19 protein-coding genes and 1 pseudogene are annotated in these 23214 nt (G+C 69.9%); 10 read left to right on the forward strand and 10 right to left on the reverse strand.

The features are described from left to right. Window positions 1–2: 2 nt before the first annotated feature. The gene (locus tag CKW34_RS08410; protein ID WP_006554724.1) at window positions 3–326 is read left to right on the forward strand and encodes a hypothetical protein; all 324 of its coding nucleotides are present in this window, start codon (window positions 3–5) and stop codon (window positions 324–326) included. 40 nt (window positions 327–366) lie between these two features. Here CKW34_RS08410 and CKW34_RS08415 read toward each other — a convergent pair whose 3' ends face one another. From CKW34_RS08415 to mce, 4 genes and pseudogenes are all read right to left on the reverse strand, one after another. Next, on the reverse strand, window positions 367–876 hold the full coding sequence (locus CKW34_RS08415; RefSeq protein ID WP_059383979.1) for a hypothetical protein: 510 nt from the start codon (window positions 874–876) through the stop codon (window positions 367–369). Window positions 877–934: 58 nt separating this feature from the next. After that, window positions 935–1990 carry a DNA polymerase III subunit beta family protein gene (locus CKW34_RS08420; protein ID WP_059383978.1) on the reverse strand — a complete coding sequence of 352 codons (1056 nt, stop codon included), beginning with the start codon at window positions 1988–1990 and terminating at the stop codon, window positions 935–937. 303 nt (window positions 1991–2293) lie between these two features. Continuing rightward, window positions 2294–3319 (reverse strand): annotated as a pseudogene (locus CKW34_RS08425) (hypothetical protein); the annotation flags it as partial. A gap of 83 nt (window positions 3320–3402) precedes the next feature. After that, window positions 3403–3888 (reverse strand): methylmalonyl-CoA epimerase, encoded by a 486-nt coding sequence (mce, locus tag CKW34_RS08430; protein ID WP_059383976.1) that lies wholly within the window; start codon window positions 3886–3888, stop codon window positions 3403–3405. Window positions 3889–3992: 104 nt separating this feature from the next. On the opposite strand from mce, the gene CKW34_RS08435 reads away from it, so the two are divergent. The 3 genes from CKW34_RS08435 (at window position 3993) to CKW34_RS08445 (ending at window position 6654) form a co-directional block, all read left to right on the forward strand. Next, window positions 3993–5183 (forward strand): acetyl-CoA C-acetyltransferase, encoded by a 1191-nt coding sequence (locus CKW34_RS08435; protein WP_059383975.1) that lies wholly within the window; start codon window positions 3993–3995, stop codon window positions 5181–5183. Between the two features lie 105 nt (window positions 5184–5288). Then, the gene (locus CKW34_RS08440) at window positions 5289–5648 is read left to right on the forward strand and encodes a DUF3817 domain-containing protein (protein ID WP_059383974.1); all 360 of its coding nucleotides are present in this window, start codon (window positions 5289–5291) and stop codon (window positions 5646–5648) included. Between the two features lie 115 nt (window positions 5649–5763). After that, entirely contained in the window at window positions 5764–6654 is an 891-nt protein-coding gene (locus CKW34_RS08445; RefSeq protein WP_059384002.1) for a tetratricopeptide repeat protein, read from the forward strand. Between the two features lie 73 nt (window positions 6655–6727). Here the strand turns inward: CKW34_RS08445 and CKW34_RS08450 are convergent, their stop codons facing one another. The 3 genes from CKW34_RS08450 to CKW34_RS08460 are packed head-to-tail and all read right to left on the reverse strand — an operon-like array spanning window position 6728 to window position 12430. Continuing rightward, window positions 6728–8176: a neutral zinc metallopeptidase gene (locus CKW34_RS08450; RefSeq protein ID WP_059383973.1), complete on the reverse strand. Its 1449-nt coding sequence runs from the start codon at window positions 8174–8176 to the stop codon at window positions 6728–6730. 28 nt (window positions 8177–8204) lie between these two features. Further along, on the reverse strand, window positions 8205–10415 hold the full coding sequence (gene glgB / locus CKW34_RS08455; RefSeq protein ID WP_080968380.1) for a 1,4-alpha-glucan branching protein GlgB: 2211 nt from the start codon (window positions 10413–10415) through the stop codon (window positions 8205–8207). Further along, a complete protein-coding gene (locus tag CKW34_RS08460) occupies window positions 10412–12430 on the reverse strand; it encodes an alpha-1,4-glucan--maltose-1-phosphate maltosyltransferase (protein WP_059383972.1) in 2019 nt (672 codons plus the stop codon). The genes glgB and CKW34_RS08460 overlap by 4 nt, the downstream gene beginning before the upstream one ends. A gap of 497 nt (window positions 12431–12927) precedes the next feature. On the opposite strand from CKW34_RS08460, the gene glgP reads away from it, so the two are divergent. Beyond that, the gene (gene glgP, locus CKW34_RS08465; RefSeq protein ID WP_059384000.1) at window positions 12928–15504 is read left to right on the forward strand and encodes an alpha-glucan family phosphorylase; all 2577 of its coding nucleotides are present in this window, start codon (window positions 12928–12930) and stop codon (window positions 15502–15504) included. Between the two features lie 21 nt (window positions 15505–15525). Here glgP and CKW34_RS08470 read toward each other — a convergent pair whose 3' ends face one another. The 3 genes from CKW34_RS08470 to CKW34_RS08480 are packed head-to-tail and all read right to left on the reverse strand — an operon-like array spanning window position 15526 to window position 19533. Beyond that, on the reverse strand, window positions 15526–17553 hold the full coding sequence (locus tag CKW34_RS08470) for an ATP-dependent DNA helicase (RefSeq protein WP_174479670.1): 2028 nt from the start codon (window positions 17551–17553) through the stop codon (window positions 15526–15528). A gap of 25 nt (window positions 17554–17578) precedes the next feature. After that, window positions 17579–18196, reverse strand: coding sequence for a nicotinamidase (locus CKW34_RS08475; RefSeq protein WP_059383970.1), 618 nt, complete (start codon window positions 18194–18196; stop codon window positions 17579–17581). A 5-nt stretch (window positions 18197–18201) separates the two neighbouring features. Further along, window positions 18202–19533 (reverse strand): nicotinate phosphoribosyltransferase, encoded by a 1332-nt coding sequence (locus CKW34_RS08480; protein ID WP_059383969.1) that lies wholly within the window; start codon window positions 19531–19533, stop codon window positions 18202–18204. A gap of 69 nt (window positions 19534–19602) precedes the next feature. Here CKW34_RS08480 and clpS point away from each other — a divergent pair, with 69 nt between their 5' ends. The 5 genes from clpS to CKW34_RS08505 all read left to right on the forward strand — a co-directional run bounded on the left by clpS (window position 19603) and on the right by CKW34_RS08505 (window position 23210). Beyond that, window positions 19603–19959: an ATP-dependent Clp protease adapter ClpS gene (gene clpS, locus CKW34_RS08485; RefSeq protein ID WP_059383968.1), complete on the forward strand. Its 357-nt coding sequence runs from the start codon at window positions 19603–19605 to the stop codon at window positions 19957–19959. A 24-nt stretch (window positions 19960–19983) separates the two neighbouring features. Further along, a complete protein-coding gene (aosR, locus tag CKW34_RS08490; RefSeq protein ID WP_059383967.1) occupies window positions 19984–20562 on the forward strand; it encodes an oxidative stress transcriptional regulator AosR in 579 nt (192 codons plus the stop codon). After that, the gene (locus tag CKW34_RS08495; RefSeq protein ID WP_059383966.1) at window positions 20523–21653 is read left to right on the forward strand and encodes a P1 family peptidase; all 1131 of its coding nucleotides are present in this window, start codon (window positions 20523–20525) and stop codon (window positions 21651–21653) included. Before aosR ends, CKW34_RS08495 begins: the two co-directional genes overlap by 40 nt. Before the next feature lie 26 nt (window positions 21654–21679). Continuing rightward, window positions 21680–22306 carry a rhomboid family intramembrane serine protease gene (locus CKW34_RS08500; RefSeq protein WP_059383965.1) on the forward strand — a complete coding sequence of 209 codons (627 nt, stop codon included), beginning with the start codon at window positions 21680–21682 and terminating at the stop codon, window positions 22304–22306. Window positions 22307–22448: 142 nt separating this feature from the next. Beyond that, the gene (locus CKW34_RS08505) at window positions 22449–23210 is read left to right on the forward strand and encodes a cyclic nucleotide-degrading phosphodiesterase (protein WP_059383964.1); all 762 of its coding nucleotides are present in this window, start codon (window positions 22449–22451) and stop codon (window positions 23208–23210) included. The last annotated feature ends 4 nt before the right edge of the window (window positions 23211–23214 follow it).

Consider the following 23214-nt stretch of genomic DNA (forward strand, 5'->3'; position numbering starts at 1 on the left):
TCGTGCCGCGCCGCAACCGATCCCGCACCGGCCGCAAGCGCGGTGGGGCGACCGACGAATCCCCGACCTATTTCGGGGCGACGGTGCGCACCGAGAACGGTCCCGCGGGGGCCGAAGGTGAGCGTTTCACCGTGCGCACGGTGCCGGGTTCGCGTGCCACCAAGCCGTACCGGTGCCCGGGATGCGATCACGAGATCGCGCCGGGAACACCCCATGTCGTCGCGTGGCCGACCGATGCGCTCGGCGGTGCGGAGGACCGGCGGCACTGGCACAGCGGATGCTGGGCAGGACGCGGGACCCGTCGGCCCACGCGACGCTGGTCCTAGGCCACGACGGATCGCTGTGGGACCGGTCGTAATAGACCTGTCAGCGGGCAGTACCCGGTGCGGACACTCGCGGCGCGGTGTCGCGGTCGGCGGTCGCCTGCCGCACCTCGTGCACGGCTGTGCGGATGGTGTCGCCGTAGGGATCGTCGGGGAGCGCGGAGAGGTGGTCCTGCGCGCGGTCGAGATGTTCCGTGGCTGCCCGGAACGACCCGAGACGACGGAGGTCGTCGGCCAGGTTCAGGTGCAGGCTCGGATAGAAGCCCGCGACGCGGAGAGATTCGTGGTGTTCCCGGGCACGCTCGTCGGTGAGGGCATCGGCAGCGTCGAGGGCGCGGACATCCCAGACCAGGGACTCGGCGGGATCGTCGTACAGGGCGGCAAGGTAGTGCGCGAGCGTGCAGCGGTGGAATGCGTCGCCCGCCGCACCGATCCGCTCCCAGAGGGACAGCAGGTCGCGCCGGGCCGACTCGGTGTCGCCGTCGCGGCCGCGGAGGACCGCTGCGCCGATCGCGTCCATCGTGGGATCGGGTGTCGAGGGTGAGGTGGACATGGTGGGGCTCCTGTCGAGGAATTCGGCAGATCGGGGACGCTGCGTCAGGGGCACTGCTTCAGGGGGCACTGCGCGGCATGACGATCGTGGTGAGATCCCCGTCGTCGGCCGACCGGACGGTGACCGGCAGATCGGTACCGCGCACGTCGAGCATCAGGTCGTCGCCGAGCGCATGACTCCAAGCGGGATACACGGTGACCAGGTCGAACCAGATCGTCAGTTCCGGTCCGGTGGCCGTGCCGTCGAGCGGTGCCTCGTCCCCGTCGGGGAACACCAGGACCGGCCTGTCGGGGGAGGTCCGTAGGCCGACCGTCTCCGGTGCTCGCTGTTCGAGCACCGTCACCACGCGGCGTTTGCCGAGGGTCACCCGCTGCGTCACCGCGGGGAGAGATTTCAGGAGGAGGCGGTGGTCGGGGAACGGCTCGGGAAGCAGACGGCAATGGAGGACGTCACCGCCGGACGTGCGGAAGGTGACCGCCCGCTCGTCCGCTTCGACGGTCACCGACGGACTGCGCCGGAGCCGGGAGGTCGCGATCCGCAGGTCGTCGCCGGAGAGCGTGCCGGCCCAGGACGGGCAGGTCGGATCGGTGGGCACCAGCGTCCGCGTGGCGAGCCGGTACCGGTCGGTGGCGGTCAACCTCACGCAGCCGGATCCGGTTTCCATGTGCACGCCGTTCAGCACCGGGATGTCGGGGTCGTGACCGGTGGAGGCCGAGACCTGGTCGACGGCGCCGGCGAGGACGGGTCCCGGCACCGTGCAGACCACGCGGCGTGATTCGGCCCGCAGGGACGCGCCGAGTGTCTCGGCGGCCCGTCGGAGCCTCTCGGCCTCCGTGGTCATCCCGGCGACGTGGTCGTCGAGCAACCGCGCTGCCTCGTCCGCGTCGGCGGCGAAGAACTCGCCGATGGCGGGCAGCGGCATCCCGATCTCCCGCAACTGCCGCAGCCGGCAGGCGCGAGGGACCTGGGATCGGCTGTAGAACCGGTATCCCGTCGACGGATCGACCTGCGCGGGGCGCAGCAGGCCGGCGTCGTCGTAGAACCGCAATGCGCTCGCGGTCAGTCCGACGAGTTCGGCGAACACGCCGATCGACATCATCTCCGGGTCGGTCACCGGCCCATCATGGAGCTTCGACCGACTCGAAGGTCAAGCCCGAGGGGCCGGCGACCGTCAGTTGCGGACCTTGCTGGCCACGGCGGGGGAGCGACCCTGCACACCGGAACCGACCGAGGGCGAGCGATGCGGCGCCGAGGCGTTCGGCGTACGCGGAGTGGACGAGGAGCCCTGCGCGCCGCTGTTCGGCTGCGCGGCCGAGTTCGCGCCGGAAGCAGAGCCGGGGGCATCGCTCTTCGAGATCCGCACCGTCCGGTCGGCCTGCGGCATGGGTGTGGTCTTGTCGGTCTGCGGCAGCGGTGTGGTCTTGTCCGCCTTCGCGTCGGCCTCGGTGGATGTCGGCTCCGTCGGGCTCTCGTCGTCCGAGCCCTTCTCGTCGCCGCCCTGCTTGTCGCCGCCTTGCTTGTCGCTGCCCTGCTTGTCGCGCGCCGTGCCGAGGACGGTCGTGCGGGGCTCGTCGAGGGAGATCTCCCGGTCGAGCAGTTCGCCCTCGCGGTTGATGCCCGCGAGCAGCGTGGGGACGTCGTCGAGCTGCTCGCGAACGGCGTCGAGCTGGCCGAGGATGCGTCCGCGCAGCACGCGGAGTTCCTCGGTGAGGTCGCGCGCGTTGGCGACCTTCCGCTCGGACTGTTCGGTGGCGCGGGCGAGCCGTCGTTCGGCTTCCTGCGTGGCTTCCTCGATGCGGCGCTCGGCTTCGGCCTTACTCGTCCGTTCGAGTTCGTCGAGCGCTCCGAGCAGCTTCGTGCGGCGCTCGGACATCGTGATCTCGAAGTCCTGCTGTACCTGCTCGCGCTTGGCCTCGGCCTCGGCGGCGAGTCGCTCGGCCTCCGCGCGGGCCGCCGCCACGATCCGCTCGGCCTCTGCGCGGGCCGCGGTCATCGTCCGCTCGTGCTCGGCCGCGAAGGCGACGCGGGTGTCCTCGAGTTCGGCGAGCTTCTTCTCGTAGTCGCCCCGGAGTCGGATGCCCTCCTGCTCCGCCAGCGAGATCATCTCGGCGGCGTCGGCCTCGGCGCGGGCGCGCAACTCGGAGGCCTCGTCGGAGGCGAGACGCAGCATCCGGGAGATGCGGTCGCTCATGCCCTCGGCGGTGGTGGGCGGCACCGACAGACGGTCGACGTCCTTGCGGAGTTCGTCGATCTCGTTGCGGGCGTTCTCGAGCTGTCGGGCCAGATCGCGGGCCTGCGCGGCGGCGGCGTCGCGGTCGGTGGCGGTCACGCGCAGCTCGGCCTCGAACCGTGCGAAGTAGTTGGTCACCTCGTCGCGGTCGAAGCCCTTCCGCACGATGGAGAACGGCAGGTGGCTGGGTGCGCGATCACGATCGAAGACCATGGAGACAATCTACCCGGTCCCTGCGGGTACGACCCGGGTGCGCTCCCGCCCCATCCGTCTTCGGGAGCGCACCGGAACGGCCGTCAGTGAGCGGGATGTGCTGCCGGCTCGACGAGCTCGACGAGGACGCCGCCCGCGTCCTTCGGATGCAGGAAGTTGATGCGCGAATCGGCGGTGCCGCGACGGGGTGCGTCGTACAGCAGGCGGACGCCGCGCTCACGAAGCGCAGTGGAGACGGCATCGATGTCGGAGACGCGGTAGGCGAGCTGCTGCAGACCCGCACCGTTGCGGTCGATGAACTTCGCGATCGTGGAGTTCTCGTTCAGCGGGGCGAGCAGCTGGATCATGGTGGACCCTTCGGGGGTCCCCGGAACGGCCAGCATCGCCTCGCGCACGCCCTGCTCCTCGTTGACTTCCTCGTGGGTGGACACGAGGCCGAGGTTCTCGGCGTACCAGGTGAGGGCGGCATCGAGGTCGGGCACGGCGATGCCGACGTGATCGATGGCGGTGACGAGTCCGGAGGCGAGAACGGACGTCGCCGGAGTGGATGTGGGAGAGGTCTCGGTCATGCTCTAGACGGTAGCGGTACCGTTGAGTGCACTCCTATCGGGATTCAGGTGAATATCCGAGGGGAGTTTTCCGATCACATGCCGATCTTTCGGAGGAATGTCCCGTGAGCAGTTCTGTCATCGTCGCCGGAGCCCGTACGCCCATGGGGCGTCTTCAGGGCTCGCTCAAGGATTTCTCCGGATCGGATCTCGGTGGCGTGGCGATCTCCGGTGCGCTCGAGCGCGCCGGTGTGGCTCCTGAGCAGGTCGAATACGTCATCATGGGCCAGGTGCTCACCGCCGGCGCCGGCCAGATCCCGGCCCGTCAGGCGGCCGTCGCCGCCGGCATCCCGATGGACGTCCCGGCGCTGACCATCAACAAGGTGTGTCTGTCGGGCATCAACGCGATCGCGATGGCCGACCAGCTGATCCGCGCGGGCGAGTTCGACGTCGTCGTCGCCGGCGGCCAGGAGTCGATGAGCCAGGCCCCGCACATGCTCGAGAAGTCCCGCGCCGGCTTCAAGTACGGCGACGTGACCCTGCGCGACCACATGGCCTACGACGGCCTGCACGACATCTTCACCGACCAGGCGATGGGCAACCTCACCGAGTCGGCCAACTCCGGCGACCGCTTCGTCTCCCGCGAGGAGCAGGACGCCTTCGCCGCTGCCTCGCACCAGAGGGCTGCCCGTGCCTGGAAGGACGGGCTGTTCGAGGACGAGGTCGTCCCGGTGTCGATCAAGCAGCGCAAGGGCGACCCGATCGTCTTCGCCGCCGACGAGGGCATCCGCCCGGAGACCACCGCCGAGTCGCTCGGTTCGCTGCGTCCGGCCTTCTCGAAGGACGGGACCGTCACCGCCGGTTCGGCCTCACAGATCTCCGACGGCGCCGCCGCGGTCGTCGTGATGAGCAAGGCCAAGGCCGAGGAGCTCGGCCTGAGCTGGATCGCCGAGATCGGTCGCCACGGTGTCGTCGCCGGGCCGGATTCGACCCTGCAGTCGCAGCCGGCACGGGCGATCGCCAAGGCTTGCGAGCGCGAGGGTGTCGACCCGAAGGACCTCGACCTCGTCGAGATCAACGAGGCGTTCGCCGCCGTCGGCATCGTCTCGGCCCGCGAACTGGGCATCGATCCCGCGAAGGTGAACGTCAACGGCGGTGCGATCGCGCTCGGCCACCCGCTCGGCATGTCGGGTGCGCGCATCGTGCTGCACCTGGCGCTGGAGCTGAAGCGCCGCGGCGGTGGCGTCGGTGCCGCCGCACTGTGTGGTGGTGGCGGCCAGGGCGACGCGCTCATCGTGCGGGTGCCCAAGAGCTGACCCTCTTTCCTAGAGCATGATCACGGCCCCGGCGCAAGCATGCCGGGGCCGTGATGTCTCTCACTGAACTACGGCTTGTCGTAGGCCTTTCGGCACAATGGCCGCATGACCAACATCCTCGACGTGTCCACGCCCGCGAAACGATTCCGGCTGATCGCGATCTGGGAGGCGGTGACCTGGCTCGCCCTCCTGATCGCCATGTTCTTCAAGTGGGTGCTCGGCTACGAAGAGGCCATCGCGATCCCGGGCATGGTGCACGGCGTGGCCGGTTTCATCCCGTTCGTGCTCATCGCGCTCCTCACTGCGCTGTCGCTGAAGTGGGATCTCAAGACGACCTTCCTCGCCCTCGTGTCGAGCGTGCCCCCGTTCGGCACGATCGTCTTCGAGCGCTGGGCCGTGCGCACCGGCCGCCTCGGAGAGCTGTCCGCTCCGGCGACCCGCGAGGACGTCACCGCGACCGTCTGACCTCACGGCGACGTCTCCCGGTCCGCGCAGCACGATTCGGACCACTCGTGACAAACTGGTGGACGTGACTCGACCCGGTTCCCGTCCAGCACGTTCAGCCGCCGTCGCCGCGGCGATGTCCGGCGCGGTGGATCTCTCACCGCTCAAGGAGAGGGCCTCCGCGCCGCCGCCTCCGCCTCCGTCCGGTGGCGACGGCGCCGCACCCGCTGCCATCGCCCCGATCGTGGACGTCACCGAAGCGACGTTCGAGACCGAGGTGCTGCAGCGGTCGACGCAGGTGCCCGTGATCGTCGACCTGTGGGCGACCTGGTGCGAGCCGTGCAAGCAGCTCTCACCCGTTCTCGAGAAGCTCGCGAACGAAGCGAACGGTGCATGGGTCCTCGCGAAGGTCGACGTCGACGCGAACCCGCGGATCGCCCAGGCGTTCGGCGTCCAGTCGGTGCCCACGGTGGTCGCGATCGCGGCCGGCCAGCCGCTCGCCGACTTCCAGGGCGTGCAGCCCGAGCCCGCGCTGCGTCAGTGGCTCGACGCCATCCAGAACGCGGTCGCAGGCAAGCTGTCCGGCCCTCCCGGGGCCGAACCGGAGGAACAGCCCGCCGACCCGCGCTTCGAGGCCGCCGAGCAGGCACTCGAGAACGGCGACTTCGAGGGCGCGGAGGCGGCCTACCAGCTCGTACTGAACTCCGAGCCGAACAACACCGAGGCGCAGGCCGCGCTGCGGCAGGTGCGTTTCCTCGCCCGCGCGAGCAAGGTTCCCAAGGATGCGATCGAGCGCGCCGATGCCGCTCCGAACGACCTCGAAGCCCAGTTCACGGCGGCCGACGCCGAACTGTTCGCGCAGCAGCCGGAGGCGGCCTTCGGTCGTCTCATCGAGTTCGTGCGTCGAAGCGCCGGGGACGAACGCACCGCCGCACGCACCCGGCTCCTCGAACTGTTCGAACTGTTCGACGCCGCGGATCCGGTGGTGGTGTCGTCGCGCCGCAAGCTCGCGATGGCCCTCTACTGATCCCTACCGATCGATTCCCTACCGATCTATCGGCCCGGCCGCTCACCATTCGTGGTGGGCGGCCGGTGTCGTCTCAGCGGTAACGCCCGGTGCAGGCCGCTTCGCCGCCGAGGACGCCGGTGCGGAAGGCGTCCACCCGCGCGAATCCGCTCGGCACCGTGTTGCCGTTGACGTCGCTCGCGGCCAGGCCGTCGGTGAGCAGACCCGAGACTGCTTCGTCGAGGTCGCCGGGGGACAGCCACACCAGCACCTGGCTCGGGTCGACGTTCGAGGCGAGGGTGCTGTCGGGGCTCAGCGCGGCACTGATCACCCCGGACAGGCAGGCCGCCCGCAGGGCGGTGCGCGGCTCGGTGAGCGACTGCCCGGCCTCCTTCTGCACTGCGAGTGCGTAGCGCGAGGCGACGAGCACGTAGGCGTTGTAGTCGCCGCGGACACCGGGGTCGAAGCCGCTCCCCGGCGGGGCGGCCGTACCGCGCTCGCTCAGTGCGTCCATGTCGACGCCCACGGTGTTGGTTGCGGGGCAGTACGACACCGGCGAGGTGGCCCGTGCGTCCGAACACCCGAGGTCGGCGCCCGACAGATCGAGTTGCGGCAGCGCCGCGAGGTCGAAGACCTGGTGGAACGACTCGAAGATGGCCTCGACCGACTCGTCGGTGACCGGCAGTTCGCCGTCGTCGGCGGCGTCCTGGTACTGCGGCAGATCGGCGCGGCGCGACTCGATTTCGGCGGCATCGATGCCCGCACACGAGCCCGCCCCGTCGGTGAATCCGATCTGTACGGCCGTCACCCGTTCGAAGGCCGAACCGTGGATCGAGTCGGGATCGTTCGGATCGGCGTCGCGGAAGAGCACCATCGATGCGAGCACGTTGTTCAGCCCGTCGGAGGTGTCGAGCTGGAAGTGCGTCGACCGGCCCTCCGCGACGTGCCGCATGAACGCACCGGCGAAGCAATCGGCCTGCTGCTCGAACACGATGCCCGGATCGTCCTCGGCGACCAGCCCCGCCGAATGCTGGACGGCGTGCCCGTATTCGTGGGCGAGGACCGTCACCGCGGCCATCGGCCCGAAGCTGTCGATGAGCTGCGGCATGAGGTAGGTGCGGTCCCATCCGATCTCGTCACCACCGCTGCAGTAGGCCGCGTTGATGAAGTCGTAGGTGGGTTTGCCGCAGAAACGCGGTCCCCGCCGCTCGGACGGATCCCACGACACGATCGTCCCGACCGGACGGAAGGTGCCCCTGGCGACGGAAGCGAACTCCTGACGCCAGTACTCCTCGATGTCGGCGATGGCGTTGCCGGCCAGGACGTCGACGGGACCGCCGTCGGTGTTCTCGATCTCGATGTCCGCATCGGGCACCCCGTTGCGCGGGCCCGACGCCCCGGAGGTGACGGGCAGCCCCGCCACGGTGAAGGGGTTGTCGTAGATCGACACCGCCGTCCCTTCGATCCGCTGGGCGCATCCCGCCAGCAGGAGGACGGTCAGTGCGGGCACCACCAGTCGCGCGAACCGGTGCGTCCGTCGCATGTCGTTGTGCTCCTGTCGTCGGGCAGCGTCACCTCCGCAACGACAACCAGATGGCGCCGTGCGCAGGCAAGGTCACCCGAGCCGAGGCGGGACGCCCGTGCCACGAATGTTCGTCCGCCTCCACGGCGCCGAAGTTGCCCGCTCCGTTGCCCTGGTAGGCGGTCGCGTCCGTGTTGAGGACTTCCTCCCACGTGCCCGGTTCGGGCAATCCGACACGATAGTCGGCGTAGGTCGTGCCCGAAAAGTTGTGCAGGCACGCGACCACCGAGCCGTCGCTGCCGTAGCGCAGGAACGACAGGACGTTGTTGTGCGCGTCGTTGGCGTCGATCCACGAATATCCGCCGGGCGTGGTGTCGAGCGTGTAGAGCGCCGGGTGCGAGCGGTAGATGCCGTTGAGATCGCACACCAGCCGGTGGATGCCGGCGTGGAGCGGTTCGTCGAGCTGCCACCAGTCGAGGCCGCGTTCCTCGGACCACTCGGCGACCTGCCCGAACTCCTGGCCCATGAACAGCAACTGCTTGCCGGGATGCGCCCACATGTAGGCGAGCATCGACCGCAGGCCGGCCGCACGTGTGGCATCGTCGCCCGGTAGTCGCGTCCACAGCGTGCCCTTGCCGTGGACGACCTCGTCGTGGCTGATGGGGAGCACGAAGTTCTCGCTCCACGCGTACACGAGCGAGAACGTGATCTCGTGGTGGTGGTAGGTGCGGTGCACGGGATCTCGGCCGAGATAGCCGAGAGTGTCGTGCATCCAGCCCATGTTCCACTTCATGCTGAACCCGAGCCCGCCGACGTTCGTCGAGCGGGTCACGCCCGGCCAGGAGGTCGATTCTTCCGCGACCGTCACGATCCCCGGATAGTGCTTGTGGACGGTGGCGTTGAGTTCCTGCAGGAACGCGACGGCCTCGAGGTTCTCGCGTCCGCCGTAGATGTTCGGCGTCCAGCCGCCCTCGGGACGCGAGTAGTCGAGATACAACATCGAGGCCACGGCGTCGACGCGCAGACCGTCGATGTGGAACTCCTCGATCCAGTACAGGGCGTTGGCGACGAGGAAGTTCCGCACCTCGGGCCGGCCGTAGTCGAAAACGTAGGTGCCCCAGTCCAGCTGCTCACCGCGGCGCGGATCGGGATGCTCGTACTGGGGGCTGCCGTCGAAGCGCGCGAGCGCCCACTCGTCCTTCGGGAAGTGGGCGGGCACCCAGTCCACGATCACGCCGATCCCGGCGGCGTGGAGACGGTCGACGAACGCGCGGAACTCGTCGGGTGTGCCGAACCGGGAGGTGGGGGCGTAGTAGGAGGTGACCTGGTAGCCCCACGACCCGCCGAAGGGATGCTCCGCGACCGGCAGAAGCTCGACGTGCGTGAACCCGGTCTCGAGGATGTACTCGGCCAGCTGGTCGGCGAGTTCTGTGTAGTTCAGGCCCGGACGCCACGATCCGAGGTGCACCTCGTAGACCGCCATCGGTTCCTGCCAGGGCTGCGACTTCTCGCGGGTCGCGACCCACTCGTCGTCGTTCCAGGTGTAGTGACTCTCGGTGACCTTCGACGCGGTCGCGGGCGGCACCTCGGTGGCGAACGCCATCGGGTCGGCCTTGTCGCGGACGGATCCGTCGCGGCCGTGCACCCGGTACTTGTACAGCGCGCCCGGTTCGACGCCGGGGACGAAGACCTCCCAGACACCGCTCGAGCCGAGCACCCGCATCGGGGCGGTGCGCCCACCCCAGCCGTCGAAGTCGCCGGTGACGGTGACTCCGCGCGCGCCCGGTGCCCACACGGCGAAGGACGTGCCCGTCACCGGGCCGTCCGGGGTCTCGTAGGTTCGTGGGTGGGCGCCGAGCACCTCCCACAGCCGTTCGTGCCGGCCCTCGCTCAGCAGGTGACGGTCGAGTTCGCCCAGCGTCGGCATGAAGCGGTATCCGTCCGCGACGAGCTCGACGTGATCGAACGGGTAGGTCACCACGAGCCGGTAGTCGGCGAGATCGAAGACCGGGATCAGGGCGCTGAAGACGTCCCCGCCCACGGGTTCGAGCGGATGGTCGCGACCACTGATCCGGGCGGCGACCTTCTCTGCACCGGGGCGCAGCGCCCGGATGACCGTCCCCTCCGGATGCGGATGGGCCCCGAGCACCGCGTGCGGATCGTGGTGCTCGCCGGCGGCGAGCAGCTCGAGGTCCTCCGGTCGCGGGCTGTGGCGCCGGCGCGGAACATCGGCGCCCGGCGTCTGGGGCGGCACGGTCACGACTGCCTCCTGTAGGCGAGCGTTGTGCGGGTGGGGATGCCGATCGGGGGCAGGACCAGGATGTGTGCCACCGCCCGCCACGGCTCGAGGCGCACGTAGTTGGCCTGTCCCCACGAGTACTGTTCCCCACTCACCTCGTCGTAAACGGGGAAGTGGTCGTGCCAGTCGTGTCCGATCGCCGGCATGTCGAGCCAGACCGTGCCCTGTTCGGCCCCGTAGGGGTTGAGGTTGATCACCGTGAGCACACAGTCTCCGGTGGACGGATCGAACTTCGAATAGGCGATGAGTGCGTCGTTGTCGACGTGGTGGAAGGTGATGTTGCGCAGCTGCTGCAAGGCCGGATGCGCGCGCCGGATGCGGTTGAGGGTGGTCAGCCACGGTTCGAGCGACTCGCCGCGCCGGCGGGCCTCGTCGTATCGTCGCGGCCGCAATTGGTACTTCTCCGAGTCGAGGTACTCCTCGCTGCCCGGCCGCACCGCAAGGTGCTCGAACAGTTCGTAACCCGAGTACACCCCCCACGACGGGGCCATGGTGGCGGCGAGCGCCGCGCGCAGCGCGAACATGCCCGGCCCGCCGTGCTGCAGCGTCTCGTGCAGGATGTCGGGGGTGTTGACGAACAGGTTCGGCCGGGCTTCGTCGGCCTTCGCAGCGATCTCGGTACCGAACTCCGTGAGCTCCCATTTCGCGACCCGCCACGTGAAATACGTGTAGGACTGCGTGAATCCGCGTCGCGCGAGCCCGTACATGCGGGCGGGGCGGGTGAACGCCTCGGACAGGAACAGCACGTCGGCATCGGTGCGCTTGATCTCGGCGATGAGCTGCTCCCAGAAGTTCGGGGGCTTGGTGTGCGGATTGTCGACGCGGAAAATGTCGACGCCCAACCGGATCCAGTGCCGGACCACGCGCAGGACCTCGGCGTAGATGCCCTCGGGGTCGTCGTCGAAGTTGATCGGGTAGATGTCCTGGTACTTCTTGGGCGGGTTCTCCGCGTAGGCGATCGTGCCGTCGGGCAGCACGGTGAACCACTCCGGATGCTCCCGCGCCCACGGATGATCGGGGGCGCACTGCAACGCGAGATCGAGTGCGACCTCGAGGTCGAGTTCCTTCGCCCGGGCGACGAAATCGCGGAAGTCCTGCTCGGTGCCCAGTTCGGGGTGGATGGCGTCGTGACCGCCCTCGTCGGAACCGATCGCCCAGGGCGACCCGACGTCGTTCGGGCCGGCGACGAGCGTGTTGTTCGGTCCCTTGCGGTTGACCTTGCCGATCGGATGGATCGGGGGGAGGTAGACGACGTCGAAGCCCATCGCCGCGATGCGCGGCAGGTCGCCGGCGGCCGTGGCGAAGGTGCCGTGCCGCGGGGTGCCGTCCTCGTGCCAGCCGCCGGTGGACCGGGGGAAGAACTCGTACCAGGAGCCGAACAGTGCGCGGCGACGATCCGCGAAGGCCGTGAACGCCTTTCCGCGCGTGACCAGCTCGCGAAGGGGATGAGCGCGGAGGATCTCGGTGACGTCGGGGGAGAAGGCCGGAGCGATGCGTTCGGCCAGCGGCCGGTCGGAGCGCAGGGACACCGCGACCGCGAGCAGGGCGGGCCGGTTGCCGCGCGGTGCGCCCTTCGCGGCCTTCTCGAAGATCCGTGCACCGACCTCGAGATCGTTCGCGAGTTCGGCGGCGTCCTGCCCGGCATCGGCCTTCGCGGTGACCGCGTGCCGCCAGGTCGCCACCGGGTCGCTCCACGCCTCGACCCGGTAGGTCCACGCGCCGACGCTCGTGGGGGAGAAGGTGGCGTGGAAGGTGTCGGGTTCGGTGCCCGGAACCATCGGGATCCGCACCAGCCTGCCGGCGGATTCGGGATCGTCGGCCGGTCCTCGGACGGCGAGTGTCGCGGCGATGGCGTCGTGGCCCTCGCGCCACACGACGGCGGAGACCGGCACCACCTCCCCGACGACCGCCTTCGTCGGATAACGCCCTCCGTCGATGGAGGGTTGTACGTCGTCGATGGCGAGCCGACCTGTCACGCTAGCTCCGTTCCGTGCGGGTCCGGGTGGACGAGCAGGGCCGATGGGGGCAACGACCGTGTCTCGAACCACCGTAATGGAGGTCGCGCCGCGCGGCTGTGCATGCGGCGGGGACCCGCGAAGGATCCCCTCTGCGGCACCGAAAGTATCTGTAACTCAGCGTTCACTTCAATTGACCGGACGGCAACACCCTGCTCCCTACTGTTTGTTCTGCAAGACAACAACAGCCTCCTCGGAGGCACGACGAAGGGAAGAACACATGGGTCTGGTTGCCGGTCTGATCGGAGTCGTCGGAGACTTGCTGCACCTGCTCCTCGGCGGACTCTGAGTCCACCGGCCGACGGGGGGTCGGTCACAGGAGAGAAGGCCCCGCGGTGTGCACGCCGCGGGGCCTCTCCGTGTGCCGGGTGATCCCGTCCGCGACCGGCACGGATACGGGCACGTGAGATCCGACGCCCGGCCGTCACGAAGCGCCCGCGGTCGGTAGTGTGCTCCCCGTGAAAGCACTGCGCCGGTTCACCGTACGAGCCCATCTTCCCGAGCGGCTGGCTGCGCTGGGAGCCCTGACCGCCAACCTCAGATGGTCGTGGCACCCGCAGACCCAGGACCTGTTCGAATCGGTCGACCCGGACCTGTGGCGCCGGTGCAGCAACGACCCCGTCCGGCTGCTCGGCGAGGTGCCGCCCGCCCGCCTCGACGCGCTCGCCGAGGACGGCGACTTCCTCGCCCGCCTCGATGCCGCTGCCGCCGACCTCGAGCACTACCTCGCCCGTCCCCGCTGGTTCCAGGAACAGCAGGAACGCGGCGCGGCACTGCCCGCCGGCATCGCCTACTTCTCGATGGAATTCGGTGTCACCGAGGTGCTGCCGAACTACTCCGGCGGCCTCGGCATCCTCGCCGGCGACCACCTCAAGGCCGCCTCCGATCTCGGCCTGCCGCTCATCGGTGTCGGCCTGCTCTACCGCTCCGGCTACTTCCGGCAGTCGCTCAGCGCCGACGGCTGGCAGATGGAGCACTACCCCTCCTACGACCCGCAGGGCCTGCCGCTGCGACTGCTCACCGAGGCCGACGGCACCGCCGCGCTCGTGCAGGTCGCCGTGCCGGGTGGGCGCACACTCGACGCGCGGATCTGGATCGCCCAGGTCGGGCGCGTCCCGCTGCTGCTGCTCGACTCCGACATCCCGTCCAACGACGAGGAGCTGTGCGGGGTCACCGACCGCCTCTACGGCGGCGACCAGGACCACCGCATCAAGCAGGAGATCCTCGCCGGCGTCGGCGGTGTCCGCGCGGTGCGCGCCTACACACGCATCCACGGCCTGCCCGACCCCGACGTCTTCCACATGAACGAGGGACACGCGGGTTTCCTGGGCGCAGAACGCATCCGCGAACTCGTCACCGGCTCCGGACTCGACTTCGACGAAGCGCTCGCCGCCGTGCGGGCCGGCACGGTCTTCACCACCCACACCCCCGTGCCCGCGGGTATCGACCGCTTCCCGATCGATCTCGTCCGTCACTACTTCTCGGGCACCAACGGCGAGAACGAGTCGGCGCTGCTGCCCGGCCTCACGGTCGACCGCATCCTCGCGCTCGGACGCGAGAGCAACCCGAACGTGTTCAACATGGCCCATCTCGGTCTGCGACTCGGCCAGCGCTGCAACGGTGTGTCCAAGCTGCACGGCGAGGTCAGCCGCGGCATGTTCGAAGGACTGTGGCCCGGATTCGACGCCGCCGAGGTGCCCATCGGATCGGTCACCAACGGTGTGCACGCCCCCACCTGGGCCGCGCGCGAGTGGATCGCGCTGGCCAACCGGCTCGCCGGACCCGACCGGGTCGAGGAGGCCCGCGGCTGGGAATTGCTCCAGTCCATCGACCGCAAGGAACTGTGGTCGACCCGCAACACGCTGCGCGCCCAGCTCGTCGCCGAGGTGCGCCGCCGGCTGCGCGAGTCGTGGCTCGAACGCGGCGCCACCGAGGCCGAACTGGGCTGGATCGAGTCGGTCTTCGACCCGAACGTGCTCACCGTCGGGTTCGCACGGCGCGTGCCCACCTACAAGCGCCTCACCCTGATGCTGCGCGATCCCGAGCGGCTGCGCGCGTTGCTGCTCGACGACGAACGGCCCGTGCAGCTCGTCGTCGCCGGTAAGAGCCACCCCGCCGACGACGGCGGCAAGGCCCTCATCCAGCAGGTCGTGCGGTTCGCCGACGAGTACGACGTGCGGCACCGCATCGTCTTCCTGCCCAACTACGACATGTCGATGGCCCGCTATCTGTACTGGGGTTGCGATGTGTGGCTGAACAACCCGCTGCGCCCGCTCGAGGCGTGCGGCACGTCGGGCATGAAGTCGGCCCTCAACGGCGGTCTCAACCTGTCCATCCGCGACGGATGGTGGGACGAGATGTTCGACGGTGAGAACGGCTGGGCCATCCCCACCGCCGACGGTGTCGACGACACCCGCCGCGACGATCTCGAGGCCGCCGCCCTGTACGAATTGCTCGAACGTTCGGTGCTGCCGCGCTTCTACGACCGCGACTCCGACGGTGTGCCGGCCCGCTGGATCGAGATGGTGCGTCACACGCTCGAGAATCTCGGCCCGAAGGTGCTCGCCTCGCGCATGGTGCGCGACTACGCCGTCGACTACTACATCCCCGCGGCCGCGGCGGCCGCGAAGGTGACCGCCGACGACTACGCGGGTGCGCGGGCGCTGGCCGACTACCGGCACCGCATCGAGGCGGCGTGGCCCGGAGTACGTGTCGCGCAGGTCGATTCGACGCCGATTCCGGACGTGCCGCAGATCGGCCTGCCGCTGGGGCTGACCGCACACGTCCAGCTCGGCGACCTGACCCCGGAGGACGTCGAGGTGCAGGCAGTGGTCGGGCGCGTGGGCTCCGACGACACGATCGGCGACCCCGTCACCGTGCCGATGGAACACATCGGCACCGATTCGCTGGGGGAGGAGTTCACCGCGACGGTGCCGTTGCCGCTCGCCGGCGCCGTCGGCTACACGGTGCGGGTGCTGCCCAGACACGGCCTGCTCGCCTCGCCCGCCGAACTCGGCATGGTCGCGCTCCCGTAGGAGCCGGGGCCCGCCGGGTGCTCAGCCGCGCAGACGCGTGAGTGCCCGGCGGACCACCGCCGGATCGGCCGTTTCCCAGAACGGCGGCAGCGACGCGCGCAGATAGCCGCCGTACCGCGCGGTCGCCAGACGCGAATCGAGCACCGCCACCACACCCCGGTCGTCGGTGCTGCGCAGCAGTCGCCCCACACCCTGCGCCAACAGCAGGGCGGCATGATTGGCGGCGACCGCCATGAATCCGTTGCCGCCGCGCGCCTCGACGGCGCGCTGCCGGGCGACCAGCAGCGGATCGTCGGGGCGGGGGAACGGAATGCGGTCGATGAGCACCAGCGACAGCGACGGGCCCGGAACGTCGACACCCTGCCACAGCGACAGGGTCCCGAACAGGCTCGTCGCCTCGTCGGCTGCGAACTTCTCGACCAGCGCGCCCGTCGCGTCGTCGCCCTGGCACAGGACCGGCGTGTCGAGACGGTCGCGCAGCGCCTCGGTGGCGGCCTTCGCGGCGCGCATCGAGGAGAACAATCCGAGGGTGCGCCCTTCGGCTGCGGTGACGAGTTCGGCGATCTCGTCGAGATGCGAGGGCGGCAGACCGTCGCGGCCGGGTGGCGTCAGGTGCTTCGCGATGTAGAGGATGCCCGCCTTCGCATGATCGAAAGGCGACCCCACGTCGATCCCGTTCCACGCGAGATCGCCCTTGTCGGAAGGCGGTTCGGCGCCGGAGGCGGAGGTGGTGTCGCTACGGGCGGGGGACTGCGGCGGCAGACCCCAGTTGACGGCGAGGCCGTCGAACGACCCGCCGACCGTGAGGGTCGCGGAGGTGAGGACGACGGTGGACTCGCCGAACAACCGGCTGCGCAACAACCCGCCGACCGAGAGCGGCGCGACCCGCACGGTGCGGCGGACGTTGCCGCGGAACTCGTCGGCGGCGAGCCACACGACGTCGGGCCGCTGAGAGGGATCGCGCTGCTCGAAGGTCGTGAGCACCCGGACCGCGCAGTCGTGCACCTCGTCGATCTCCGCGAGCGCCTGACTGCGGGCCGCGGCGACCTCGGGGTCGGTGCCGGGCTTGGCCGGTCCGATCGCCGTGTGCACGGCCCAGGCGGCATCGCGGATCGAGGCCAGCGCGGCCGCGGCGCCCTCGGGCAGCTCGTCCCAGCGACCCGCCGGTAGTGCTTCGAGAAACGACTCCCAGTTCTCGGCGGCACCGTCGAGCCGATCGATCTCCTCGTCCTCGACGAGCTTGACGCAGCGCCGCGCGGCCGCCGACACCGTGCCCGGAGACAACTCGGCCGTGGCGACGTTCGTGATCCGATCGACGAGTTCGTGCGCCTCGTCGACGACCACGACGTCGTGCTCGGGCAGGATCGAGATGCCGGTGATGGCATCGATCGCGAGCAGCGCGTGGTTGGTGACGACTACGTCGACCTGCGCGGCCTCGGCTCGCGCGATCTCGGCGAAGCAGTCTTCTCCCACCGGGCACCGCGACTTGCCGAGGCACTCGCGCGCCGTGACGGAGAGCTGACGCCACGCCTGATCGGAGACGCCGGGAGACAGATCGTCGCGGTCGCCGGTCTCGGTGGTGGACGACCACTCCGTCACCCGCCGCACCTCGCGGCCGATGCGCGAGAGGGCGAACGCGTCGAACAGCTCGGCGTCGGGCGTCTCCTCGGCGAGGCCGGTATGGATCTTGTTCAGGCACAGGTAGTTTCCGCGACCCTTGAGGATCGCGAAACGCGGGCGCCGGCCGAGCGAACCGGCGAGGGCGTCGGCGAGTCGCGGCAGGTCGCGCTCGACGAGCTGCCGCTGCAACGCGATGGTCGCGGTGGAGACCACCACGGTGCGGCCCGTCTTCACCGCGTACCGGATACTCGGCACGAGATAGGCCAGCGACTTACCGGTACCCGTGCCGGCCTGTACGGCGAGGTGTTCGCCGGTGTCGATGCTGTGCGCGACGGCCGAGGCCATCGTCAGCTGGTTGCGCCGCTCCTTACCGCCCAGTGCGTGCACCGCGGTTCGCAGCAATTCTGGGACTTCGGGGAGATCCGGCACCGGCACAGGGTATCGGTCCCCACCGTCACCTTCGGCCTGCGGCCCCGCTACCTGTGACTTCGGCGATATCTGTGACTCCGGAGATGTCGGTGACCAGTTCGACGCCGGCCTCGCGCATCCGTTCGAGTGCCGGGCGGATCGTCGTCTCCGACACCCCCGCGGTGTAGGGCAGCAGCACCCGCGCGCCGAAACCCTCCTCGATCGCGTCGAGCGCGGTGGCCCGCACGCAGTGGTCGGTGGCGATCCCGACGATGTCGACGTCCGTCACGCCGCGGTCGCGCAACCACGACGCCAGCATCGTGCCCTCGTCGTCGGTTCCCTCGAAGCCCGAATAGGCCGCGTCGTCGGCCCCCTTCGAGAAGACGGCCTCGAACCGGTCCGTGGCCAGCTCCGGATGGAAGTCCGCGCCCGGCGTCCCGGCCCGGCAGTGCGGCGGCCACGAGTCGACGAAATCGGGTTCGGGAGAGAAATGATCCCCGGGATCGACGTGGTGGTCGCGGGTCGCGACGATGTGTGCGTAGTCGTCACCGCGCGCCTGCAGGAACCGGGTGATGTCGGACGCCACCCGCGAGCCACCCTCCACGGCGAGCGAACCGCCCTCGCAGAAGTCGTTCTGGACGTCGACCACCAACAATGCGCGCATGGCACTCACCCCTCACGGACGAAGCGGGTGGGGATGGCGGGATCCCCGGCCGAGAGCGTCAGGCCCTCCCACGGCAGACGCACCATGCCCTGCCGGAGGTACTCCCGGCTCTCCTCCAGGGTAGGCAGATCGCCGACCGCCTCGCCGCCGCGGACCAACGGGATCATCAGTTCGTGGACCTGCGAACCCTCGCCCGGCGGGACCTGCTCGGCGCGGGCCGGGTACACGACCTCCTCGACGAGCGTGCCCGTCCTCCGCGCATACCGGACGGCCCGCTTCGCGCCTCCTCGGGACTCCTTCGCCGCACTGCGCTTCTCGACCGCGATGCCGTCGACCTCCACGAGCTTGAAGACCATGCCCGCGGTCGGAGCCCCCGACCCCGTGACCAGCGACGTGCCGACACCGTAGGCGTCGACCGGCTCGGCCCGCAGGCCCGCGATCCCGTATTCGTCGAGATCACCCGACATCACGATCTTCGTGCGGGTCGCGCCGAGCCCGTCCAGCTGTGCGCGCACCTGGCGGGCGAGCACACCGAGATCACCCGAATCGATCCGCACGCCACCGAGTTCGGGGCCGGCCACCGCGATCGCCGTGTTCACGCCCTCGGTGATGTCGTAGGTGTCCACCAGCAGGGTCGTGCCCACACCGAGGCTCTCGACCTGGCTGCGGAAGGCGGACGCCTCGTCGCGACCGGCCGTCGTGGTGTGCAGCAGGGTGAACGCGTGCGCGGCGGTACCTGCGGCGGGAATGCCGTACCGCTGCGCGGCCTGCAGATTGGACGTCGAGTCGAATCCTGCGAGATAGGCCGCGCGCGCCGCGGCGACCGCCGCTTCCTCGTGGGTGCGCCGCGACCCCATCTCGATGAGCGCGCGGCCGTCGGCCACACTCGCCATCCGTGCCGCCGCCGCCGCGATCGCACTGTCGTGGTTGAAGATCGACAGCGTCAACGTCTCGAGCAGGACGCACTCGGCGAAGGTGCCGCTCACCGACAGGATCGGTGAGCCCGGGAAGTAGAAGTCGCCCTCGCGGTAGCCGTCGATGTCGCCGGAGAACCGGAAGTCGCGCAGCCACTCGACGGTCCGCGGAGCCAGGAAACCGGCGGCGAGTTCGAGCTCGGCCTCGTCGAACCGGAACGATTCGAGTGCCTCCACCAACCGTGCGGTGCCCGCGACGACGCCGTACCGCCGGCCCGGGGGAAGACGCCGGGCGAAGACCTCGAAGACGCACGGGCGGTCGCCCGTGCCGTCCGCCAGGGCAGCCTCGAGCATGGTCAACTCGTACTTGTCCGTGAACAGTGCGGTGCCGGGACAACCGGCACGGTGAATGGCTTCGGGCACCCGATCACTGTAGAGCCACGGCCTCCGAGGCGGGTTTTTCGCCGTGCTCCGAAGTCGTACCCTGGGAACATGGCGCCGTGTAGTACGACCACTCCGCTCGACGTCCGATTCATGGCCGGCCAGGCCGTTCAGGCCATGGCGGGACAGGCCGTTCCTGCCGAGGCCGAAATCGTCGAGGAGATCGAAGCGGTCGACAGGCCATGGGTGACCGTGGTCTGGGACGACCCCGTCAACCTCATGCACTACGTGACGTTCATCTTCCAGAAGCTGTTCGGGTACAGCAAGGCCAAGGCCACCGAGCTCATGCTCAAGGTCCACAACGAGGGCAAGGCCGTCGTGTCGAGTGGTTCGCGTGACAAGATGGAACACGACGTGCAGCGTCTGCACGCCGCCGGGCTGTGGGCGACGATGCAACGCGACGAATGATCCCCACAGGAGGGCCCGACCGACGTGCGGCAGTGGACCAGGAAGAACTCGCTCAGCGGCCCCAAGCTCCGGTCGGAGATGGACGCCCACGAAGCGTCGGTGCTGCGGTCGCTCGTGTCCTCCGTGCTGGGCATGCTCGAGGAACGCGCCGGACAGGCCCCGCAGGACGACCTCGCGGCGCTGACCGGCCTGCGCACCGGTAACGCCACCCCGCCCGAGATCCCGGCGCTGCGACGACTCCTTCCCGACTTCCACCGCCCCGACGCCGATGCCGTCGCCGAGGTCGGCGACGACGCCGCCGACCTCAACGGTGCGATGCGGAGCCTGCACGAACCGAGCATCATCGACGCCAAGCTCGCCGCCGGCGCGGTCATCCTGCGCACCGTGCCCGAAGGCGGCGGCAAGGTGGTGCTCAATCCCGAACAGGCCGAAGCCTGGCTGTACGGGCTCAACGACGTGCGGCTCGCGCTCGGCACCACCCTCGGCATCGACGCCGACACCCCCGATGTTCTCGACGACGACGATCCGCGTGCCCCGCATCTCGACGTCTACCACTGGCTGACATGGATGCAGGACTCCCTCGTCCAGGCGCTTCAGCCGTGATCGTGCCGGGGCCGACCGATTCGCTGCTCGACGTGGCGGGTCTGAGTGTCGGTCACTGGCAGCGCCTCGATCCCGAGGTCACCGTAGGCACCCCCGAGATTCCCGGTACGGGCGCCGCCACGGGATGCACCGTCGTGCTCGCCGACCCGTCCGCCGTCGCATCGGTGGACGTGCGAGGCGGGGGACCGGGCACGCGGGAGACCGACCTGCTCGATCCGAGTCACTCCGTGCAGCGCGTCGACGCGGTCCTCCTCACCGGTGGCAGCGCGTACGGGCTGGCCGCCGCCGACGGCGTGATGCGTTATCTCGAGAAGAACGGCAAGGGGATCCCGATGGGCGCGCCCGGCGCGGTCGTCCCGATCGTCCCCGGCGCCGTCATCTTCGACCTGCCGGTGGGCCAGTGGTCCGCGCGCCCGACCGCCGATTCCGGATGCACCGCCGCGGCCACCGCCTGCTCCACGCACCTCGAGCGCGGCAGCGCCGGCGCCGGCACCGGTGCCCGCGCCGGGGCGCTCAAGGGCGGCATCGGCTCGGCGAGCGTGCGGATCACGGACGGTCCAGCAGCCGGGGTGACCGTGGCGGCGCTGATGGTCGCCAACCCCGTCGGCTCGGTGTTCGACCCCGTGACCGGCCTGCCCTGGGGCGTCGACGCCGCGCGAGCCGAGGAACTCGGACTGTCGTCGCCCTCCGCGTCGGATCTGGCCGCGGCCCGCGCGCTCGGCGACAAGGGCACCGTCCTGAACACCACGATCGGTGTGGTCGCTACCGACGCACCGCTGTCGAAGGCGGCGTGCCGTCGCGTCGCGGTCACCGGGCACGACGGGCTCGGCCGCGCGATCCGTCCCGCGCATTCCCCGCTCGACGGCGACACGATCTTCGCCCTCTCGACCGGCACCGCCGACGTCACCGACGCACTCCGCGACTCCCCGTCGATCCCGGCCTTCGCCGCCGAACTGCCGATCCTCGCCGCCGTGTGTGAGGCCGCGGCGGTGGTGGTCGAACGCGCGATCGTCGACGCGATCCTGTCCGCGACCTCCGTGGCCGACATCCCCGCCTATCACGACGTGCTGCCCTCGGTCTTCGGCCGCTGACCGGTACGTGACGGCAGAATGGTGCCATGACCATTCCCAGCGGTACCGGCGCCGACACCCGCATCCGGCCGATCTGGCAGCGTGCCGGTCTGTGGATCGGTGGGTTCGTCGCGATGCTCTACGGCGTCGAGGCCGTCGATGCGGTGCTCCCCGCCGATCTCGACGCGGCCGGTGTCGAACCCCGCACCGCCGACGGACTGTGGGGCGTGTTGTTCGCGCCGATCCTGCACGCCGACTGGGCCCATCTCACCGCCAACACCGTGCCCGCGCTCGTCCTCGGCTTCCTGGTGCTGCTCTCCGGTATCGGGCGCGGACTGGCCGCGACCGCGATCATCTGGGTGGTCGCAGGGGTGGGGACGTGGTTGATCGCAGGCTCGGGCGAAACCCACATCGGAGCGTCGAGCCTGATCTTCGGGTGGCTCACCTATCTGATCGTGCGAGGTGTGTTCACCCGCAAGGCCGGGCAGATCCTGCTGGGAGTCGTAGTGCTGTTCCTCTACGGCGGCATGCTGTGGGGCGTGCTGCCGAGCGAACCGTGGATCTCCTGGGAAGGGCACTTCTTCGGTGCGGTCGGCGGCGTCCTCGCGGCGTGGGCGCTGTCCGCGGACGCGCGTCGCGCCCGCCGCACCACCACCTCCGTCATGCCGCGCTGACCACCCGCGCCGAGAGCCACCGTTCGGCCTCGCGAAGTGGCCGAACGATCCGCGCGTCACACCTTCCCGGCCACTGTGAGTCTGCGCCGCAATACGCGCGTTGGCTTCATCGAGGGACCCTCGGCATGGCAGCATGGCTGATATGCGCATGACCGTTCTGGGGTGCTCGGGCAGTGTGGCCGGGCCGGATTCCGCAGCCTCCGGCTACCTGCTGACGGCACCGGACACCCCACCCCTGGTCATCGACTTCGGTCCCGGTGTCCTCGGTGCGCTCCAGCGCCACGCCGACCCCGGTGAAGTGTCGATCCTGCTGTCCCATCTGCACGCCGACCACTGCCTCGACCTGCCCGGACTGCTGGTCTGGCGCCGCTACTCGCCGTCCCCGCCGCAGGGGCGCGTCCTCACCTACGGTCCCGCCGGCACCGCCCACCGCATCGGCGTGGCGTCCGCGGAGATCCCCGGCGAGGTCGACGACGTCAGCGACACCCTCGACGTCCGGATGCTCGGCGACGGCGAGACGATCCGGTTCGGAAGCCTGACCATCTGCCCCGGCCGCGTCCACCACCCGCCGGAGGCCTACGGCTTCCGCATCACCAGCGACTCCGGCCGCACCCTCGTCTACACCGGCGACACCGGCATGTGCGATTCGGTCGTCGAACTCGCCCGCGGCGCCGACGTGCTGCTCGCCGAGGCCTCGTGGACCCACGCCCCGGGGGAACGCCCCGAAGGCGTGCACCTCTCGGGCACCGAAGCCGGTCGCGTCGCGGCCCTCGCCGGTGTCGGCGAACTCCTCCTGACCCACATCCCGCCGTGGACCTCCCGCGAGGACGTCATCGCCGAGGCCAAGGCCGAGTACTCCGGACCGGTCCACGCGGTCACCGCCGGAGACGTGTACCGCATCTGAAGGG

It is taken from the genome of Rhodococcus rhodochrous (assembly GCF_900187265.1).
Taxonomy (GTDB): domain Bacteria; phylum Actinomycetota; class Actinomycetes; order Mycobacteriales; family Mycobacteriaceae; genus Rhodococcus; species Rhodococcus rhodochrous.

Excerpts from the sequence above, each read along its gene's own strand:
- CKW34_RS08415 (WP_059383979.1), bottom strand. The coding sequence starts at position 876 with ATGTCCACCTCACCCTCGACACCCGATCCCACGATGGACGCGATCGGC.
- mce (WP_059383976.1), bottom strand. The coding sequence starts at position 3,888 with ATGACCGAGACCTCTCCCACATCCACTCCGGCGACGTCCGTTCTCGCC.
- CKW34_RS08440 (WP_059383974.1), top strand. The coding sequence starts at position 5,289 with ATGACCAACATCCTCGACGTGTCCACGCCCGCGAAACGATTCCGGCTG.
- CKW34_RS08445 (WP_059384002.1), top strand. The coding sequence starts at position 5,764 with ATGTCCGGCGCGGTGGATCTCTCACCGCTCAAGGAGAGGGCCTCCGCG.
- CKW34_RS08450 (WP_059383973.1), bottom strand. The coding sequence starts at position 8,176 with ATGCGACGGACGCACCGGTTCGCGCGACTGGTGGTGCCCGCACTGACC.
- CKW34_RS08475 (WP_059383970.1), bottom strand. The coding sequence starts at position 18,196 with ATGCGCGCATTGTTGGTGGTCGACGTCCAGAACGACTTCTGCGAGGGC.
- clpS (WP_059383968.1), top strand. The coding sequence starts at position 19,603 with ATGGCGCCGTGTAGTACGACCACTCCGCTCGACGTCCGATTCATGGCC.
- CKW34_RS08495 (WP_059383966.1), top strand. The coding sequence starts at position 20,523 with ATGGATGCAGGACTCCCTCGTCCAGGCGCTTCAGCCGTGATCGTGCCG.
- CKW34_RS08500 (WP_059383965.1), top strand. The coding sequence starts at position 21,680 with ATGACCATTCCCAGCGGTACCGGCGCCGACACCCGCATCCGGCCGATC.
- CKW34_RS08505 (WP_059383964.1), top strand. The coding sequence starts at position 22,449 with ATGCGCATGACCGTTCTGGGGTGCTCGGGCAGTGTGGCCGGGCCGGAT.